Here is a 17,076-nt window from a genome sequence, read left to right as displayed (position 1 = left end):
AAGCGCGTCTCTTTCTATTGGGGAATAAATGGACCGGATTGATGCCCTTCGCCTCTTTTGCTCGGTAGCTGAGCTGGAGAGCTTCACCAAGGCGGCCGAACGCGAGGCGATGACGCCCGGTGCGGCGTCCAAGCAGATCACGGCGCTCGAGCAACGTTTGCAGGCTCGTCTGTTTGAACGGACGACCCGGTCCGTGCGTCTCACCGATGCCGGTGAGGCCTTGCTCGATCGGGTCCGGCCATGGCTCGATGAGTATGACGGGCTGGAGCAGGGCGTTGCCGATGCACGATCCGCCCCGGCTGGTGTGCTGCGCGTCGCGGCACCGGTCGACTTTGGCGCCCGGCGGCTTCTGCCGATCGTCACCCGGTTCATGAATGAATGGCCGGGGGTGGAAGTACGCCTTTCCTTCGCCGACCGTATGGTCGATCTCGTCAATGAAGGTTTCGATGTCGGTGTGCGGATCGGAAATCTTCCCGACAGCGCGCTGATCGCCAAACGCCTGGCTGCGGCCTGCATGACTGCCGTGGCCTCGCCGGACTATCTCGCCCGGGCGGGGACGCCTCAACATCCGTCCGACCTGGCCAAGCATGAAGTGGTGATCGACCGCAATAAACCGGCGCCGCACATGCTCAAATTCCTTCGTGACGGGGAGGAGGTCGACGTTCGGGTCAATGGCCGTCTTACCCTCAACGGCGCAGTGGCTGCGGTCAGTGCGGCAGCGGCCGGTGTCGGTATTGCCTGTTCACCGCGCTGGGCGGCCGAAGAGGCCCTCGCCGATGGGCGAGTGGTGGAAATCCTGACCGACTGGGACGCCGACCTTCGTTTCCTGTGGGCGGTCTTCCCGTCAAACCGGTATCTGGCGCATCGGGTCCGTCTTTTTGTGGATTTCCTGGCTGAGCAGTTCCCTGAACGGATCTGACCCGGTGGTCGGATTTTTGCCGTCCGGTCCGGATCCTCGCGCTCGGCGCCTTTCCTGTGCTAGACAGGAAAAGGGCCAGCGAGGGACAGGGCGCCGGGTCGACAGGCTGGGCGCCTGACTAATCAGGGGGCATTGGACCAGATGTTTTTGCGCACACTTATTCTTGTACTGATCGGGACGAGCCTGGCCGCATGCGCCACGACGGATTCCGGGTCGGGCGGCGGCCCGCTCGCCAGTTCGGCTTTCAATTATGCACCGTCGGATCGCGCGCCTGTGAACACGGCCGGCTACGACCTCCAAGGTAGCGAATGGGCAGGGCGGCTTGCGTATATCGACGATGAGGGCGATGCGCGTGCGCTGCTACAGATGACGTTTGAAGACGGTCGTGCCGTCACCGCCTATCTGGACATCGCCATGCCCTATCTCGATGGCGGGTTGCGCCAGTTCAATGGTGAGGACAGCGAGGGGCGCCTGGTACATCTCGAGCTTCAGGCCGGTCCGTGCCGGACGACGAGCGGCGACACGTTGATCTATTTCGCCGACATGTCGATTGGTCGGCGGACCGCGAGCGGCTGCGGACGTGAAGTCGGCGGCGAGCTGGACCGGTGGTCCAATTATCTCATCGACTATCTGCCCATTATCGATCTTTGCCTGGCAGAATTCCGGGATCGCGCCCAGCATGTCTCGATCGCCTACACGATGAGTGGCGGTGAGACCGGCGTGCGCATTGTCGATGTCGATACCCGCACCTGGGAATGCGCCACACGCGAACAAGGCTCGGCGATCAATTCCGTCCGTCCCCTCGATGCGGCTGATGCCATGTATGGCGAGGGCGACCCGATTTTCGTTCGCGGGGATATGCCGACCTTCGGTGAGGGATGCTATGTCTATGAAGCGGTACGCGAGGCTGACCGGACGCTGATCGGGGCCTTTGGCTTTGATGCGTGCAATGCCGGCCCGATCGCGGCGCTCGACCCCGGGGTGGGTTGAACGGGACGACGATCCGCTTAACCCGGTCTTTACGCGAAGCAGAGCAAGGCCATTCGCATGCGAGCCTTACTTCTGACTTCCCTGCTCAGCCTTGTCCTGACCGCGCCCGTCGCGGCCGAGATTGTCGATCTGCGTGCCCGTGTTGATGGCGGCCACGGACAGATATGGATTGCCTTCGACGAACAGCCGTCCGGGGTGACCGCCGAGGTAACCGAGAGCGGGTTGAGCCTCACTGTGTCCGGCGTGGAGGTTCGCGGTCGCGTCATCTCGCCGGCATCGGACACGCTGGTTGCCGCCGTATCTGTCGACCCGCTCGAACAGGGTGGCGTTATTCACCTCTATGGCAGCCGGGCCTGGACCGGCGCGCGTGCAGAACTGCGCCAGGGCGGCGTTCTGGTCAGCATGGAAGTCGGGCCGGAGCAGAGGGTCCGTCTGGTTGACGCCGGGCGCCGTGATGGGGCGCCTGCCAGCTCCGGAACCGGGGTCGGTACTGGTGGTGTCGCTGATACCGGCTTTGGCTCTGACGCCGCAGCTGTCCACGCGATGGCAGACCCCATGGCCAGCGATGCCGGTGCGGGTTCCGCCGCCGGGCCGGGCGTGCCGGCTCAAAGCTCGGAACCGGCAATGGCCCAGGCGCCTGCGGCCCGGGCTCCGACCCCCTTGTTCGCGCAAAGCGACACGTCGGCTCGCAGCAATGCGGCGGTCGCGCCGCCGGGTAGCTGTGTTGCCGAGGCCGCGGCCGTCGAGCAAAGCCCGTGGGATGACGAATTGCTGCATGCGCAGGCTGCCTGCCTCGGGGCCGAGGGCCATCTGGCCTCCGCCGCGTCGATCTACGAGCAAATGCTTGCTTTCGAGCCCGAGAATTTCCGCGCCACTGTCGCGCTGGCCGAAATCCGGGTCGAGCAGGGCGATAGTGAGGCCGCACGGACACTCTATGACCAGGCTGCCTCACATGCGATATCCGATGCCGAAGCGGCGCGGGCGCGCTCTCGGCTGCGCGCCCTGCGCGACCAATAGGTCGACCAACTCAGCCATCCGGACGGACCATTCATGGATATCAGCGAACCGAAAGGCCGCGTTCTGGTCATTGCCGGCTCCGACAGCGGCGGCGGCGCCGGCATCCAGGCCGACATCAAGGCGATCACGGCAATGGGCGGGTTCGCCGCGACAGCGATCACTGCAATCACCGTTCAGAATACGCTCGGCGTTTCGGCCATTCACCCGGTACCGCTCGACATCCTCAGGGGCCAGATCGATGCTGTCCTCGATGACATCGGTGCGGATGTGATCAAAACCGGCATGCTGGCGAATGCGGATGTCGTGACACTCGTTGCCGACAGGCTGCGCGCCTGTGAGCCGTCCGTCCCGCTCGTGCTGGACCCGGTGATGGTGGCGACCTCGGGTGATGCGCTGGTGGATGACGGGACCGAAGCGGCCATTCGGGACCGGCTTCTGCCTCTGGCCTTTCTGGTTACCCCCAATATTCCGGAAGCCGAAAAGCTCACCGGTCTCGTGGTCGAGGATATTTCCGGTCAGCTGGACGCAGCCAACCGTCTGGTCGAGATGGGCGCCCGAGCGGCGCTGGTGAAGGGTGGGCATCTCAAGGGCAATGTCGTGACCGATGTGCTGGTTTCGGCACGCGGCATGGAGCTGATGGAGCGGCCGCGCCTGCCCGGACGGAATACTCACGGGACGGGCTGTACGCTGGCGTCGGCAATTGCCGGCCTGCTGGCCGAGGGTGCAGCTCTGCCGGACGCCGTGCGTCGGGCTGGCGATTATCTGCACGAAGCCATCGCGCGGGCACCCGGATTCGGTGCCGGTCACGGTCCGGTCAATCACGCCTGGGTGATGCGACCCTAATCGATACGCCGGCCGCCACGGGCCAGCCAGACGCCTGACAGGATCACAGCGAGCGCCAGCGCGACCGTCCAGCCAATGGTCTCGCCGATCAGCAAGCCGGTCAGCAGGGCGGCGATCGGGGTCAGATAATTGGCGATGGCGAGGAAGTTCGGACCCGCTGTTCGTGCAACCTGCATCAGGATCACCGAGGCAAAGGCGGTCGGGCCGAGGGCGAGCCAGGCCGCAGACGCCCAGGCACTGCCGGCCACATTCTCGACCTGCATCAAATCCCAGATACCCAGGGGCAGGGCAAAGATTGTTGCCATGATCAACATGCCGGCCGCGGACACGGAGGGCGGCGTCTCCGGAAGGAGGCGGGCCTGGATGGCGTTGATGGCGTAGCAGACCGCTGCGCCGATGATGGCGAGCTGGGCCAGCGTATCTGCCCCGCCGAGTCCCGCCAGTGCCGAGGGGCCGAGCAGCAGGATCACCCCGGCAAAGCCGACGACCAGACCCAGCACGGCGCGCAGGGTCATGCGTTCGCCCGGGACGAAGATATGGGCCAGGCCAATGGTCGCCAGCGGCATGGTCGAGACAAGGATCCCCGCCAGCGCACTGTCGATGAATTGCTGCGACCAGCTGACCAGGAAGAAGGGTAGCGCATTGCCGAAAAGGCCCAGTCCGGCCATCCACAACCAGCGCCGGTCCGACAAGGGCGGAAGCCGCCGGCCGCGGGCATGGGCCCAGATTGTCAGGGCCAGGGCAGCGAGGCTCAGGCGGACGAAGATCAGCGCGCCTGGCGGCAGCGTCTGGACGCCATGCTTGATGAAGGCGAAGGCCGAACCCCAAAGCACGGTCAGCAGCAACAGGGCCGCCCAGTCTTTCAGGCCGACCTGATGCGGCGTCGAGGGTGTGTTCACAGCAAGTCTTTCAGGGCCGCGCCAAGGGACTGGAAGTCTGCCTCATCATTGTAGACATGGGGTGTGATGCGGATCCGGTCGCCGCGCTGCGAGACAAATATTTCGCGTGCTGCCAATCGGGCTACCAGGTCGGCAGGCGCGCCATCCGGCAGGGAGAGGCTGAGATAATGCGCGGCCCGGTCGGGCGTTGTCTGTGTCAGACCCAGCGGCCGCAGCCGGTCTGCCAGGCTCTGATTGTTCGCACCAAGCGTCGCCGCCAGATCGTCGGCGCCCCAATCGAGCATGGCATCCAGCGCCGCGACTGCCGCGGGAACAAGCTGAAAATTCGAACGCTCGCCCATGTCGAAACGGCGGGCGCCGGGCGCGTGGTCATCGGCATACTCCACCAGGCGAGCGAAGTCCTCGGCCCGGTCCCGGACAATCCAGTTCTGCTCCAGTGGCTCGCCGTCCTGATGATGGGGCGCGACATAAAGAAAGCCCATCGCATAGGGGCCGAGCAGCCATTTGTAAGAGGCGGCGACCGCGAAATCCGGCTGGATGGCGGCGAGATCGAACGGCATCACGCCCAATGATTGGGTCAGGTCCAGAACCAGCGCCGCACCCTGGCGCCGGGCGGCATCGCTGATGGCGGCCAGGTCGAGCGCGCCGCCATCGGCCCAGTGAACCTGCGGGCAGGCGACGATCGAGGTCGCGGGCGAGATCGCCGTGAGCATGGCCTCGGTCCAGCTTTGATTGTCTGAACGGGATACGGCCCGGACACGAGCCCCATGTTCGGCGGCGAGTTCGCGCCAGACATAGACATTGGACGGGAATTGCTCGTTCAGGACGAGAATTTCGCTTTTCGCGTCGGGTGCCAGATTGCGCGCTGCGCTGGCCAGCCCGTAAGAGGCGGCCGGGACCAGGGCGATATCATCCGTCCGCGCGCCGAACAGGCGGGCTGCTTTCTGGCGAAGCCGCTCCGGCGCGTCGAAGAAATCGGTCTGCACGCCGTACTGCCAGGGCTGGCCCTTGCGGGCATAGCTATCCTGTCCGGCGGCGATGGCGGTGGTTGGCATCGGGCCCATATAGGCGGCGTTGAGATAGCAGGTCTCGCGTGGCAACTCGAACCGGTCGCGCTGTGGCGGGATAAGGGAGGGAGAACTCATGGCGAAAGCTCTTGCCCCGCGTCGGTCAGGGCGTCAACGTGCACTGCAACATAACCTGTCCCGCCGCCCGCGATTCCCCGGAGACCGACTTGGCCGATACCGATACGCCCACCGCGACCCGCAGCCCCAATCCCAAGCCCGTCCTGCGCCCCGCTGATCCGCGCTTCTCCTGCGGCCCGGTAAAGAAGTACCCCGGTTGGTCCTGGGACGCGCTGGCCGACGCACCGCTCTCGCGGACCCACCGCGCCGGCGCTCCGGTGGCCCGGATCAAGGAAGCGATCGAACGCACACATGCGTTGCTCGAACTGCCGGAAGGCTATCATGTCGCCCTCATGCCAGGCTCGGACACGGGGGCCATGGAAGCGGCCATGTGGTCGCTTCTGGGCCAGCGCGGTACGGATGTCTTCTCCTGGGACGTGTTCGGCAATCGCTGGACCTTTGACGCCCGCGACGAGCTCAAGCTGAAAGACCTCCGTGTGTTCCAGACCGAGCCGGGCGTCCTTCCCGATATCGGTCAGTATGACGGCAAGCGAGACGCGATCTTCACTCTCAACGGCACGGCAGCAGGAGTGTGGATCCCCGGCTTTGACTGGATCGATGCCGATCGCGAGGGTCTGACATTATGCGACGCGACCTCGGCGGCCTTTGCCGTCGAGATCGACTGGTCGAAGATCGATGTGCTGACTTTCTCCTGGCAAAAATGCATGGGCGGAGAGGCCCAGCACGGCATGCTGGTGATGAGCCCGCGTGCCATCGAACGTCTGAATGCCTGGCGTCCGGACTGGCCGATTCCGGGCCTGCTGCAGCTGCATGCCAAGGGCAAGGCCAATATGGGCGTCTATGAAGGCTCGACCCTCAACACGCCGTCCCTGATGGCGGTCGAGGACTATCTCGCCTCCCTGAAATGGGCCTCGCGGATTGGTGGACTGCCGGAATTGATCCGGCGTCGCGAAGAGAATTTCGCGGCACTGGATGCCTGGGTCAGCCAGGCCGACTGGGTTGATTATCTGTGCGAAAATCCCGACCACCGCTCGCCGGTCTCGGTGACGCTGAAATACACCGACCCGGCCGTGATTGCGGCTGGCGAGGACGCGCTTTGGGATCTGACCAAGAAGATTTCGACCTTGCTGGAGCGCGAGAATGCGGCGCTGGACATCAATATGCACCGCGCGTCCGTGCCGGGTATCCGCATCTGGTGCGGGCCGACAGTCGAGCGTGATGATTTGGCCGCACTCGGTCCCTGGCTCGACTGGGCCTATCGCGAAGCTCTGGACGCGGGTTGAGACACGCTTTATCCCGTTTGCAACTGTAAACAGACGGGTCGCATCGGCGGCTCCAAGGGGACATCATGAAACATTTCCTGACGACAGCCGCCGCCTTCGCCTTGATCACCGGTGCCGGCCTGGCAGAGGATCGCGGGATGGAATTCCGTCTCGGCGTGACCGCGCATGACCTCGCTGATCATGTTGAAGATGGCCCGAATATCACCGTCGACCTGCTCTTTGCCTCGCCGGATTTCCTCGACGCGATCTGGTCGCCGCGCCCCTATCTCTATGGTTCGTTCAACACCAATGGTCTGACCAATTTCGGCGGGACCGGTCTGGCCTGGGATTTTGAAGTTGCCGAAAACCTCAATTTCGAATTCCGTACCGGTCTGACCTATAATGATGGTGTCGAGGACATTGACCCGAACGCGCCTCCGGGTGATCCGACGCGGATCCGCCTGGCGACCACGCGCTCGCTGATGGGCAATGAAATCCTCTTCCACAACGCGATCGGGCTGGATTACGACCTCGATGAGCGCTGGTCCGTCGGCGTCTATTACGAGCACATCTCGCACGGCCAAATCCTCGCATCCGGCCGTAACCAGGCGCTCGACAATGCCGGCATCCGTCTGGGCTATCGCTTCGGAAATTAGGGGGCGGGCTCTCTGGCTGACCATGGTCGCCGGCGGCGTTGTCTCGGCGTTGACGGTGGGTGCGCCGGCTTGACTGGCGACTGAGAAAGGCGCCCAGCAGGTCGCCCCTTGCGTTCAAGCGGGGGCATCGCGCAATGATCGGCCGGCGGGTCTCGGCTAAAGCGCCACTTCCAGCCAAGGCAATTCACGACCCTTGAAGACGTCGCTCGGGCGCATGGCGACGCGGCGGGCGCCCATGTGGATATAGGCGGCTTCGGCATAGGGGTCGGAGAGGATGGTCATCACCGTCTCTCCGCGCGCTTTCAGCTTGGCCTTGGCGTCCTCGAAGAGGTCGCGACCGACGCCCTTGCCGATGGCGGCAGGGGTGATGAAGAGCAGGTCCAGCGTGCCATGATGGGCACCCGGATCGATCTGGCAGACGCCCAGCATCGTTCCGTCCTCAAGCTCGGCGACGGTGGTGTAACCGGCCTCGATGGCTTCGGCCGTGACCCGCAAATAGGGGGCGACCTCGGCCATGAAGGCCTCGTCATAGCCCCAGTGCGCCTTGGACTTCAGGCAAAGCTCCGAGAGTGCGTCTTCTTCGCCTGTACGGGCGGGACGAAGGCAGACCTCGCTCATAGTGCCACCGTCAACGGATCAGGTGCTGGGCGCGGTGCCGATGGCACCGTGGCACTGCTTGTATTTCTTGCCGGAGCCACACGGGCAGGGCGCGTTACGGGCCACACGGCCCCAGGTCTCCGGCTTGTTCGGGTGTGCCGGTGTGGAGACGCGGCGCTGGGTCGGTGCCACACGCGGCGCCACCGGTCCGTCAGCCGGATCGGCCATTTCATTGCGGCCGGTGCGCGGATCGATATGGGTCGCGGTGATGTCTTCCGGTGCCTTGGGCGGAGCCGGCGCGCGCTCGAAGCGGATCAGCATGAGCTGTTTGGTCACTTCGCCGCGCAGATTGTCCATCATGCGCTCGAACAGGTTGAAGGCCTCGGTCTTGAACTCGTTGAGCGGATTGCGCTGGGCGTAGGAGCGCAGACCGATCATCGAGCGCATGGCGTCGAGATTCTGCAGGTGCTCGCGCCAATTGATGTCGATGGCCTGGAGCAGGATCGACTTCTCGATCCGGCGCATCAGGTCCGGGCCGGCATTGGCCGCTTTTTCGGCATAGGCCTTGTCAGCGGCGTCGCTGATGCGTTCGAGGATCTCCTCGTCGGCAATGCCTTCTTCCTCCGCCCAGGCCTCGACCGGCAGGTCGAGTCCGAACGTGGCCTTCAGCTCCTCCTTGAGACCGGCGATATCCCACTGGTCGGCAAAGGCCTTTGGCGGGATATGTTCGGTAACGAGGTCTTCGGCGGAAGACTGGCGCATGTCCTTGATGACATCGGCAACATCGTCGGACAGCATGAAATCGATGCGTTGCTCGAAGACCGCCTTGCGTTGGTCATTCATGACATCATCGTATTTCAGCACATTCTTGCGGATGTCGAAATTGCGCTGCTCGACCTTGCGCTGAGAGGTCTCGAGCGCCTTGGACATCCACGGGTGCTGGATGGCCTCGCCCTCTTTCATGCCCAGCGTGCGCATGATGCCGTCCAGACGCTCCGGCGCGAAGATCCGCAGCAAATCGTCCTGGACGGAGATGAAGAATTTCGAACGGCCAGGATCGCCCTGGCGACCGGTCCGGCCGCGCAGCTGATTGTCGATCCGGCGGCTTTCATGGCGCTCGGTGGCGAGAACGTAGAGACCGCCCGCATCCAGCGCCTTCTTCTTCTTCTCGGCGATATCGGCCTTGATCGTGTCGGTTTCGCGATCGATCTCGGTCTGGGTCGGCGTCTTGCCGGCCGCTTCCTGCTCGGCCTTCCAGGCATCCAGACGCATGTCCGGATTGCCACCGAGCTGAATATCCGTGCCGCGGCCCGCCATGTTGGTGGCGATCGTCACGGCCCCCGGCACACCGGCCTGGGCGACGATGAAGGCTTCCTGCTCGTGATACCGCGCATTGAGCACCTGGTGCTCGAGCGGAATCAGTTTGAGCATTTCCGGCAGGGTCCGGATCGACGGACGGGCGGATTTCTCGAACTCGGCCTTGGCGGCTTCATCCTTCGGATAAAGATGACCCAGCATCTTCTTGAACAGGGCCTTGTCGCTCATCAGCCGATCGAGGACTTCGGACTTCTCGATCGAGGCGGTACCGACCAGAACGGGCTGACCGCGCTCCTGGCAATCGACGATCTCGTCGATGATCGCAGCGTATTTCTCTTCCAGTGTGCGGTAGACCTCGTCTTCCTCGTCGATCCGCGCGATCGGCTTGTTGGTCGGAATTTCGACCACGCCGAGCTTGTAGATGTCGAAGAATTCGTCCGCTTCGGTCAGTGCCGTACCGGTCATGCCGGCCAACTTGCCGTAGAGGCGGAAATAATTCTGGAAGGTGACCGAGGCCAGGGTCTGGTTTTCCGGCTGGATCTCGGTGCCTTCCTTCGCCTCGATGGCCTGGTGCAGGCCGTCGGAGAGGCGGCGGCCCGGCATCATGCGGCCGGTGAATTCGTCGATCAGGACAACCGCATTGTCCTTGATGATGTAATCCTTGTCGCGCACGAAGATCTTGTGCGCCTTGAGCGCCTGGTTGACGTGATGGACGGCCTGGATGTTCTCGACATCATAAAGGTCGCCTTCCGCGAGGAGTTCACGCTCGTGCAGCAGGCGCTCGATTTCCTCATTGCCCTCTTCGGTCAGGAGAACGGAGCGGGCTTTCTCGTCAATCTCGTAGCATTCCTCGCCGAGGAGCGGGATCAGCTCATTGATCGTCTTGTAGAATTCGGTGCGATCTTCCGTGCGGCCGGAAATGATGAGCGGTGTCCGCGCTTCATCGATCAGGATGGAGTCGACCTCGTCGACGATGGCGAAGCCGTGGCCGCGTTGCACCATCTCGTCGGTCGAGTATTTCATGTTGTCGCGCAGATAGTCGAAGCCGAGCTCGTTATTGGTCGCGTAGGTGATGTCGCAGGCATAGGCGGCGCGGCGTTCCGGATCGGTCATGCCATGCGCGATCACGCCGGTGGTCATGCCCAGCTGGGCAAAGACCCGGCCCATCCATTCGCTGTCGCGCGTGGCCAGATAGTCATTGACCGTGACGACATGAACGCCCTTGCTTTCCAGCGCATTGAGATAGCAGGGCAGGGTGGCGACGAGTGTCTTGCCCTCACCGGTCTTCATCTCGGCGATGGCGCCTTCGTGCAGCACCACGCCCCCCATCATCTGGACGTCGTAGGGGCGCAGGCCGAGCGACCGCTTCGCGGCTTCGCGAACGGCGGCAAAGGCTTCCGGCAGGAGGTTGTCGAGCTTCTCGCCCTTGCCCAGGCGTTCGCGGAACTCCACCGTCTTCGCTTTCAGCGCGTCGTCGGAAAGCGTCTGGAACTCCGGCTCCATCGCATTGATTTTTTCAACGATGGGGCGAAGGCGGCGGACTTTGCGGTCGTTTTCGGAACCGAAGATCTTGCGGGCAATGGACAGCATGTGGCTCAGGCTTTGCGAACTACTGGGCAGCTGGCGTCCGGCGCCCAGGTTTCGTTCCGTTCGCCGGGGACGACAGCATTGCTTTGAAACGTCAGGGTGACTTAAGGATGAGGGGTGTAACTGTCAATCAAGCGGCGCGGCAATCAAGTCCCGTCCCTTTAGCAGGTGAGGCGCTATAGGTGTCTGTTTTCAGGCTCTTTTGCATTTTTGTGCTGACTGCATCTTGCATCGCGTGCGGCCCCGAGCCGCGGCGAACAGCGGAAGATTTCTCCGAAGAGGCCCCCATCCTGTCCCTGGATGAGGCCGATCCGGTCGTCGCGCGGGTCGACGGGACGCTGATCCGGCGCTCCGATGTCGAGCGTGAAGCGACCGCCCAGGGCGAGGAAAGCGGCGAGCCTGTTCCGGAGATGGGCAGCGAGGACTTCGACCGGATCCTGGATGAATTGGTCGATCAGCGCCTGTTGGCGCTGGAGGCCCGGCGTCGCGGTCTGCACCAGTCCGAAGTCGCCCGCCGCCGCCTGGCGCAGGCTGAGGAACGCATCCTCGCCAATGTCCTGGTCGAGACCGCGGTGGACGAGGCGGTGCCCGAGGAGACCATCCAGCGCATCTATGAGGAGCAGATTCGGCTTATCCCGCTGGGCGCGGAAGTCCGCGCGCGGCACATCCTCGTCCAGACTGAGGAGGAGGCCATCGCCATTCGGGACCTGATTGATCAGGGCCGCGACTTTGCCGAGCTCGCCGTGGCGCTCAGCGAGGACCAGGCGACGCGTCTCGAGGGGGGCGATCTTGGTTATTTTTCACGCGAGGGCATCCTGCCGGCCTTTGGCGCGGTCGCCTTCGCCACGCCGGAGGGGGGCGTGTCCGCGCCCTTCCGGACCGAGTTCGGCTGGCATTTGCTGACCGTGGTGGACCGGCGCCGACAGCCGCCGCCTTCACTGGAAGCGCTGCGCCCGAACATCACCCGCTTCTATACCTTCGACCAGATCGAGGCGCTGATCGACGGTTTGCGGACCAATGCGGTCGTCGAGCGCCCTGACCTGTCGCGCGGACTTGCCCCGGAGGGCGAGGATGGCGCACTGGACATGACCGGAGATGAGGCGGCGCCCGACCCTGAAGAAAACCTCAACACCGAACAGCCCGGCTAGGCGGCCATTAACCGCCTTTCTGCACGCGTCCTTAAGGGAGATGTGGGACCATGACTGCTTGTAGCCCCAAACCGGTGCTCTTTGTCGCTGCCTGTGCCTTGCTGGATGCCGATGGCCGCATCCTCATCGCCAAGCGGCCCGAAGGGAAGGCCATGGCGGGGCTTTGGGAGTTTCCGGGCGGCAAGATCGAGCCCGGAGAGACGCCGGAGCAGGCTGTGGTGCGTGAATTGCGCGAAGAGCTGAGTGTTGAGCCGTGCGAACGGTGTCTGCACCCCTTTGCCTTCGTGTCGCATCCCTATGACGATTTCCACATCGTCATGCCGCTCTTCCTCTGCCGCACCTGGGACGGCTTTCCCCATCCCAATGAAGGTCAGGAACTGGCCTGGGTCCGCAAGGAACGCCTGCGCGACTACCAGATGTCCGCCGCCGACATCTCCCTGGCCGCCGAACTGAGGGATCGTCTGTGATGAAGCTTCTCACTCGCCTCGCCCGCGACCAGCGCGGCGCCACCGCGATCGAATACGCGATGATCGGGGTTCTTGTCTCGATCATCGGGATCGGTGCGCTGGCGGTCATCGGCCCGGCCGTGATGGACATGTTCACGAGCGCAGCGGCGCCGTTTTAGGGGCCGGCGAAAGCCCCCCTAACCCCCCGCCTTCTCATCCAGCGAAGTCTCCTTCACGCCCAGCGCGTCTGCCAGCCGGTGCGTGGCTGACCCGGGCCGTTTCGGTTTGGGTTGATCTGGATGCGGGGCCCAGCCGGCAGCGTGGATGATTTCGAAGGTGGCGCGGATGCGGCCGTCCGGGTCGGCGAAACGCTCGGCATAGATCTGGCCGGCGCGGGCGAAGAGGGTGCGCGTGGCAGGCTTGCGCGGCCGGTCGGCCAGGATGGAGGTTTCACCCATGCCACGCAGATCGGCCATCAGCGCGAAGATATGATCATAGCGCACGGTGACGCGATCGACATCGGCGACCGGCATGGCAAAGCCCGCCCGCTGAAGCAGGGCGGCCAGGTCGAAAGTCCCGACCAGCGGGGAGACACGCGCTGCGACACCGCCGGTCAGCTCGCTCTCGGCCGCCATCAGGCATTGCCGCAACTCGGTCAGGGTCGCTCCGCCGGGCAGGGCGCAGGCAAAGAAGCCGTCGGGCTTGAGGGCGTGATTGATCTGCACCAGGGCGCCGGGCAGGTCATTGGTCCAGTGCAGGCCCCAGGGCGCCAGCACGATATCCAGGCTCTCACTGGCAAAAGGCAGGGCTTCTTCGTCGAGGGCAAGTGTCGGGCGGGTCAGCTGCGCGGCAATCGACGTCGCCAGATCAGCCCGGCACAGCCAGCCAACTTTCTCCCGGACGCGCGCGCCGGCGGGGGCGGCCATCAGGCCCGGGCCGCCGCCGAGCAGGGCGCCGCGGTCGAAATCACGTGTGATTCCGACCACCCGGTCACCAATATCCTCGAAAGCCCGTTGCGCGAGGAAGTTGTAATCTGACACACTACCCGCAATTCGCGCGCGGCGCTGGCGCAGCAAGGCGCGGTCGAACAGGGCGGGGGGCGCTTGCGATGTCATGCAGCGGATATGCCCCCAAGCCCCGGTCAGGAAAAGAGGGGCGCTGCTTAAAAGGGAGGGCGCGATGGCGTGGCAAGGGCTGAGAGCGGCGGGTCGCTTCCTGGCGGACCTCGCCTGGCCGCCGGTCTGTCCGCTGGCCGGCGACCCGGTCGATCGGGTCGGACATGTGTCACCTTCGGTCTGGTCGCGCCTGACCTTTCTCGATGCGCCCTGGTGCGATCTGTGCGGTTGGCCCTTTCCCTATCCCGGTGGATCAGGCGGGAGTGCAGCGGCGGTCTGCGCCAATTGTGCCGCAAACCCGCCGCGCTATGACCGGGCGCGGGCGCCGCTCGCCTATGACGCCGCCGCCAGCCCGCTCGTGGTCGGTTTCAAGCATGGCGACCGGCGCGAGATGATTGCGCCCTTTGCCCGCTGGATGGCGAGAGCCGGGCAGGATTGTCTGGACGGTGCCGACGCGTTGGTGCCGGTGCCGCTGCACTGGCGACGCCTGATCTCGCGGCGCTATAACCAGTCCGCCCTGCTTGGGCGGGCCTTGGGGGAGCTGACGGGTCTGCCGCTTTGGACCGACACGCTCCTGCGCCGGCGCGCGACGCCCAGCCAGGCGGGCCGAACGGCGCGCATGCGACGACGCAATATGGCGGCTGCCTTTCACGTTCCGCAGCCCGAGCAGGTTCGCGACCGGCACCTGGTCCTGATTGATGACGTGGTCACGACCGGAGCCACGGTGTCGGCGTGTGCACGGCAGCTGAAACGCGCCGGTGCCGCCTCGGTTCGGGTTGTGGCATTGTGCCGAGTTGTACGCGAAACCGATCCAACTATCTAAGAGGGATCATCTGGAGTGACCCATGGCTGACATAACCATCTATACCCGCCCGATGTGTGGCTATTGCGCGCGCGCTGTTTCGCTACTCAAGCAGAAGGGTGTGGCCTTCAACGAGATCGATGCCGGCTTCGACCAGACCAAGCGCCAGGAAATGATCCAGCGCTCCAATGGTGGCCGGACTTTCCCGCAAATCTTTGTCGGCGACATGCATGTCGGCGGCTGCGATGAGCTGATGGCGCTCGAGCGCGGCAACAAGCTCGACGCCCTGCTGCAGGCTTGATCCGATATGGATGTCGCCCTCGTCCAGATGCGGTCGGGCATCGACCCGGCCGAGAATGTCGCGACGGCCAGCGCGCTGATCCGCGCGGCTGCGGCGGACGGTGCGACCTTCATTGCCACGCCGGAGACCACGCATCTGGTCCAGAAGGATGCCGACGCCGCCTTTGCCGTGATGCGTGCGCCCGAGGCCGACCCGGCCATCCCGGTATTCGCGGCACTGGCCAAGGAATTGGGCATCTGGCTCCTGATCGGATCGCTGGCTGTGCGGATCGGTGAGCGCCGGGCCGCCAATCGAAGCTATCTTTTCTCGCCGGCTGGTGAGACCACGGCGACCTATGACAAGGCCCACATGTTCAATGTCGGGCTCGGGCAGGGCGAGACCTATCGCGAGAGCGACAATTACCAGGCCGGTGACCGGCTTGTCGTGCAGGACATCGACGGGGCCAGGCTGGGATTGTCGATCTGCTATGATGTCCGCTTCGCCTATCTTTACCGGCGACTGGCCCAGGCCGGCGCGCAGATCCTGACCGTCCCCGCCGCCTTCACAAAGCCGACCGGGCGCGCCCATTGGGATACCCTCCTGCGGGCCCGCGCCATCGAGACCGGGAGTTTCGTCCTCGCCCCGGCCCAGGGCGGGCTGCACGCGGACGGTCGCAAGACCTGGGGGCACTCCATCATTATCGGGCCCTGGGGCGAGACCGTCGCCGAGCTCGATCATGATAATCCGGGTCTCTTGCGGGCCTCGCTCGATCTGCGCAAGGTCGCCGAAGCGCGGCGCCGCGTCCCCGCGCTGGAGCATGATCGGGAATTGGCGGGTCCGCTTTGACGCTGTCCGGACGACGATTGCCGCGATGATCCGCTATTCGCTCCTGTGTGATGCCCACCATGATTTCGAGGCCTGGTTCTCGGATTCTGCGGGCTTTGATGACCAGGCAGGCCGCGGCCTGGTTGAATGCCCCCATTGCGGCTCGACCCAGGTTCGCAAGGCGCTGGCGGCCCCGGCCGTCGCGACATCGCGCAAACGCGAAGCTCGGGTCGAACACCGGCTGGCCGAGATGGCCAACAAGGTGAAGGCGCATATTCGCGAGAATTACGACTATGTCGGCGAGGACTTCACCCGCGAGGCCCGGGCCATGCACGCCGGTGAGAAGCCGGAACGCCTGATCTATGGCGAGGCCAGTCCCAAGGAGTCGAAAGCGTTGAGCGAGGACGGCGTGCCGGTCACCCCGCTACCCGACGCCCTCGCGCCAACGCCGCCGAAAAAGCTGAACTAGGCCGGCTTCTCCGCGACAACCATATAGTTCACAGCCGTGTCCGAGCCGATCGAGAATTGGTCGGTGAGGGGGTTGTAATTGACGCCGACTGGCCCGCGCAGATGCATTCCGCCTTCGGCCAGAGCGGCCCGGATTTCGCCGGGTTTGACGAGCTTGCCGAAGCGGTGTGTGCCCTTGGGCAGCCACCCCATCACCCACTCCGCGCCGACAATGGCCAGGGCGAAGGCTTTGGAGGTGCGGTTGATCGTGGCGCAGATCATCAGCCCGCCCGGCTTCACTAGGTTGGCGCAGTCGACCAGGAAGGTATGCGGATTGGCGACATGCTCCATCACTTCCAGATTGAGCACGACATCGAAGGGCGCTTCGCCATTCTCGATCAATTGTTCGGCGACCCCGTGGCGGTAATCGATTTCGAGGCCCTGCTCATCGGCATGGACGCTGGCTGTCTTCACATTGGCTTCGGCGGCATCAACACCGGTGATACTCGCGCCCAGGCGGGCCATGGGTTCACAGACCAGACCGCCACCACAGCCAATGTCGAGAATCCGCAATCCGGCCAGCGGCTTGTCTCCGGTCAGGCCGAAATGCTGGCAGATCGTGTCGCGGATATAGCCCAGCCGTACCGGATTGAACTTGTGCAGGGGTTTGAACTTGCTGTCCGGATCCCACCACTCGGCAGCGATCCGGGAGAATTTCTCGACCTCTTCCGGATCGATGGAGGGCCGGTTCAGCGGGTCGGGCGCGGCGGCGCTGGTCATG

At 64.3% G+C, this 17,076-nt stretch carries 19 protein-coding genes; 13 read left to right on the top strand and 6 right to left on the bottom strand.

Translation table 11 applies throughout. The features are described from left to right. Nucleotides 1-28: 28 nt before the first annotated feature. The 4 genes from JXQ94_RS10055 to thiD all read left to right on the top strand — a co-directional run bounded on the left by JXQ94_RS10055 (nt 29) and on the right by thiD (nt 3,769). Nucleotides 29-919 carry a LysR substrate-binding domain-containing protein gene (locus JXQ94_RS10055; protein WP_421923637.1) on the top strand — a complete coding sequence of 297 codons (891 nt, stop codon included), beginning with the start codon at nt 29-31 and terminating at the stop codon, nt 917-919. Nucleotides 920-1,060: 141 nt separating this feature from the next. Beyond that, a complete protein-coding gene (locus JXQ94_RS10050; RefSeq protein WP_421923636.1) occupies nt 1,061-1,909 on the top strand; it encodes a hypothetical protein in 849 nt (282 codons plus the stop codon). A 57-nt stretch (nt 1,910-1,966) separates the two neighbouring features. After that, nucleotides 1,967-2,926, top strand: coding sequence for a tetratricopeptide repeat protein (locus JXQ94_RS10045; protein WP_421923635.1), 960 nt, complete (start codon nt 1,967-1,969; stop codon nt 2,924-2,926). A 33-nt stretch (nt 2,927-2,959) separates the two neighbouring features. After that, complete coding sequence (gene thiD / locus JXQ94_RS10040) at nt 2,960-3,769, top strand: bifunctional hydroxymethylpyrimidine kinase/phosphomethylpyrimidine kinase (protein ID WP_421923634.1); 810 nt, start codon at nt 2,960-2,962, stop codon at nt 3,767-3,769. Here the strand turns inward: thiD and JXQ94_RS10035 are convergent. Next, a complete protein-coding gene (locus tag JXQ94_RS10035) occupies nt 3,766-4,668 on the bottom strand; it encodes a DMT family transporter (RefSeq protein WP_421923633.1) in 903 nt (300 codons plus the stop codon). The genes thiD and JXQ94_RS10035 overlap by 4 nt on opposite strands. Beyond that, entirely contained in the window at nt 4,665-5,813 is a 1,149-nt protein-coding gene (locus tag JXQ94_RS10030; protein ID WP_421923632.1) for an aminotransferase class V-fold PLP-dependent enzyme, read from the bottom strand. The genes JXQ94_RS10035 and JXQ94_RS10030 overlap by 4 nt, the downstream gene beginning before the upstream one ends. 89 nt (nt 5,814-5,902) lie before the next feature. Here JXQ94_RS10030 and JXQ94_RS10025 point away from each other — a divergent pair, with 89 nt between their 5' ends. Together JXQ94_RS10025 and JXQ94_RS10020 are read left to right on the top strand one after the other, a co-directional pair. Further along, nucleotides 5,903-7,096, top strand: coding sequence for a phosphoserine transaminase (locus tag JXQ94_RS10025; RefSeq protein WP_421923631.1), 1,194 nt, complete (start codon nt 5,903-5,905; stop codon nt 7,094-7,096). Nucleotides 7,097-7,161: 65 nt separating this feature from the next. Then, complete coding sequence (locus tag JXQ94_RS10020) at nt 7,162-7,731, top strand: acyloxyacyl hydrolase (protein WP_421923630.1); 570 nt, start codon at nt 7,162-7,164, stop codon at nt 7,729-7,731. 156 nt (nt 7,732-7,887) lie between these two features. Here the strand turns inward: JXQ94_RS10020 and JXQ94_RS10015 are convergent, their stop codons facing one another. Continuing rightward, nucleotides 7,888-8,349, bottom strand: a complete 462-nt coding sequence (locus JXQ94_RS10015; protein WP_421923629.1) for a GNAT family N-acetyltransferase — start codon at nt 8,347-8,349, stop codon at nt 7,888-7,890. An 18-nt stretch (nt 8,350-8,367) separates the two neighbouring features. Continuing rightward, the gene (gene secA / locus JXQ94_RS10010; RefSeq protein ID WP_421923628.1) at nt 8,368-11,235 is read right to left on the bottom strand and encodes a preprotein translocase subunit SecA; all 2,868 of its coding nucleotides are present in this window, start codon (nt 11,233-11,235) and stop codon (nt 8,368-8,370) included. 209 nt (nt 11,236-11,444) lie between these two features. Here secA and JXQ94_RS10005 point away from each other — a divergent pair, with 209 nt between their 5' ends. The 3 genes from JXQ94_RS10005 to JXQ94_RS09995 are packed head-to-tail and all read left to right on the top strand — an operon-like array spanning nt 11,445 to nt 13,005. After that, nucleotides 11,445-12,380 (top strand): peptidylprolyl isomerase, encoded by a 936-nt coding sequence (locus JXQ94_RS10005; protein ID WP_421923627.1) that lies wholly within the window; start codon nt 11,445-11,447, stop codon nt 12,378-12,380. A gap of 50 nt (nt 12,381-12,430) precedes the next feature. Beyond that, the gene (mutT, locus tag JXQ94_RS10000; RefSeq protein WP_297730586.1) at nt 12,431-12,847 is read left to right on the top strand and encodes an 8-oxo-dGTP diphosphatase MutT; all 417 of its coding nucleotides are present in this window, start codon (nt 12,431-12,433) and stop codon (nt 12,845-12,847) included. Further along, complete coding sequence (locus JXQ94_RS09995; protein ID WP_421923626.1) at nt 12,847-13,005, top strand: Flp family type IVb pilin; 159 nt, start codon at nt 12,847-12,849, stop codon at nt 13,003-13,005. The genes mutT and JXQ94_RS09995 overlap by 1 nt, the downstream gene beginning before the upstream one ends. An 18-nt stretch (nt 13,006-13,023) precedes the next feature. Here the strand turns inward: JXQ94_RS09995 and JXQ94_RS09990 are convergent, their stop codons facing one another. Further along, nucleotides 13,024-13,941, bottom strand: coding sequence for a methyltransferase domain-containing protein (locus tag JXQ94_RS09990; protein WP_421923625.1), 918 nt, complete (start codon nt 13,939-13,941; stop codon nt 13,024-13,026). A gap of 64 nt (nt 13,942-14,005) precedes the next feature. On the opposite strand from JXQ94_RS09990, the gene JXQ94_RS09985 reads away from it, so the two are divergent. From JXQ94_RS09985 to JXQ94_RS09970, 4 genes are read left to right on the top strand one after another with little or no spacing between them, the layout of a single operon-like run. Further along, on the top strand, nt 14,006-14,764 hold the full coding sequence (locus JXQ94_RS09985; RefSeq protein ID WP_421923624.1) for a ComF family protein: 759 nt from the start codon (nt 14,006-14,008) through the stop codon (nt 14,762-14,764). Nucleotides 14,765-14,786: 22 nt separating this feature from the next. Beyond that, complete coding sequence (grxC, locus tag JXQ94_RS09980; RefSeq protein ID WP_421923623.1) at nt 14,787-15,044, top strand: glutaredoxin 3; 258 nt, start codon at nt 14,787-14,789, stop codon at nt 15,042-15,044. Nucleotides 15,045-15,050: 6 nt separating this feature from the next. Further along, on the top strand, nt 15,051-15,869 hold the full coding sequence (locus JXQ94_RS09975; RefSeq protein WP_421923622.1) for a carbon-nitrogen hydrolase family protein: 819 nt from the start codon (nt 15,051-15,053) through the stop codon (nt 15,867-15,869). 25 nt (nt 15,870-15,894) lie between these two features. After that, entirely contained in the window at nt 15,895-16,317 is a 423-nt protein-coding gene (locus JXQ94_RS09970; RefSeq protein ID WP_421923737.1) for a DUF1178 family protein, read from the top strand. Here the strand turns inward: JXQ94_RS09970 and ubiG are convergent. Then, complete coding sequence (ubiG, locus tag JXQ94_RS09965) at nt 16,314-17,075, bottom strand: bifunctional 2-polyprenyl-6-hydroxyphenol methylase/3-demethylubiquinol 3-O-methyltransferase UbiG (RefSeq protein WP_421923621.1); 762 nt, start codon at nt 17,073-17,075, stop codon at nt 16,314-16,316. The genes JXQ94_RS09970 and ubiG overlap by 4 nt on opposite strands. Nucleotide 17,076: the final 1 nt, after the last annotated feature.

The organism is Maricaulis maris (assembly GCF_049116555.1).
In the GTDB taxonomy this organism is placed as follows: Bacteria; Pseudomonadota; Alphaproteobacteria; order Caulobacterales; family Maricaulaceae; genus Maricaulis; species Maricaulis maris_C.
Note: the sequence above shows the minus strand (reverse complement) of the source record. Positions and strands in the feature narration are given on the sequence as shown.

What these genes read in the sequence shown, in the direction of transcription:
- JXQ94_RS09970 (WP_421923737.1), top strand. Translation starts at nt 15,895, where the DNA reads ATGATCCGCTATTCGCTCCTGTGTGATGCCCACCATGATTTCGAGGCC.
- JXQ94_RS09995 (WP_421923626.1), top strand. Translation starts at nt 12,847, where the DNA reads ATGAAGCTTCTCACTCGCCTCGCCCGCGACCAGCGCGGCGCCACCGCG.
- JXQ94_RS09990 (WP_421923625.1), bottom strand. Translation starts at nt 13,941, where the DNA reads ATGACATCGCAAGCGCCCCCCGCCCTGTTCGACCGCGCCTTGCTGCGC.
- JXQ94_RS09985 (WP_421923624.1), top strand. Translation starts at nt 14,006, where the DNA reads ATGGCGTGGCAAGGGCTGAGAGCGGCGGGTCGCTTCCTGGCGGACCTC.
- JXQ94_RS10030 (WP_421923632.1), bottom strand. Translation starts at nt 5,813, where the DNA reads ATGAGTTCTCCCTCCCTTATCCCGCCACAGCGCGACCGGTTCGAGTTG.
- JXQ94_RS10015 (WP_421923629.1), bottom strand. Translation starts at nt 8,349, where the DNA reads ATGAGCGAGGTCTGCCTTCGTCCCGCCCGTACAGGCGAAGAAGACGCA.
- secA (WP_421923628.1), bottom strand. Translation starts at nt 11,235, where the DNA reads ATGCTGTCCATTGCCCGCAAGATCTTCGGTTCCGAAAACGACCGCAAA.
- mutT (WP_297730586.1), top strand. Translation starts at nt 12,431, where the DNA reads ATGACTGCTTGTAGCCCCAAACCGGTGCTCTTTGTCGCTGCCTGTGCC.
- JXQ94_RS10055 (WP_421923637.1), top strand. Translation starts at nt 29, where the DNA reads ATGGACCGGATTGATGCCCTTCGCCTCTTTTGCTCGGTAGCTGAGCTG.
- JXQ94_RS10045 (WP_421923635.1), top strand. Translation starts at nt 1,967, where the DNA reads ATGCGAGCCTTACTTCTGACTTCCCTGCTCAGCCTTGTCCTGACCGCG.
- grxC (WP_421923623.1), top strand. Translation starts at nt 14,787, where the DNA reads ATGGCTGACATAACCATCTATACCCGCCCGATGTGTGGCTATTGCGCG.
- JXQ94_RS10020 (WP_421923630.1), top strand. Translation starts at nt 7,162, where the DNA reads ATGAAACATTTCCTGACGACAGCCGCCGCCTTCGCCTTGATCACCGGT.
- JXQ94_RS10050 (WP_421923636.1), top strand. Translation starts at nt 1,061, where the DNA reads ATGTTTTTGCGCACACTTATTCTTGTACTGATCGGGACGAGCCTGGCC.
- thiD (WP_421923634.1), top strand. Translation starts at nt 2,960, where the DNA reads ATGGATATCAGCGAACCGAAAGGCCGCGTTCTGGTCATTGCCGGCTCC.
- JXQ94_RS09975 (WP_421923622.1), top strand. Translation starts at nt 15,051, where the DNA reads ATGGATGTCGCCCTCGTCCAGATGCGGTCGGGCATCGACCCGGCCGAG.
- ubiG (WP_421923621.1), bottom strand. Translation starts at nt 17,075, where the DNA reads ATGACCAGCGCCGCCGCGCCCGACCCGCTGAACCGGCCCTCCATCGAT.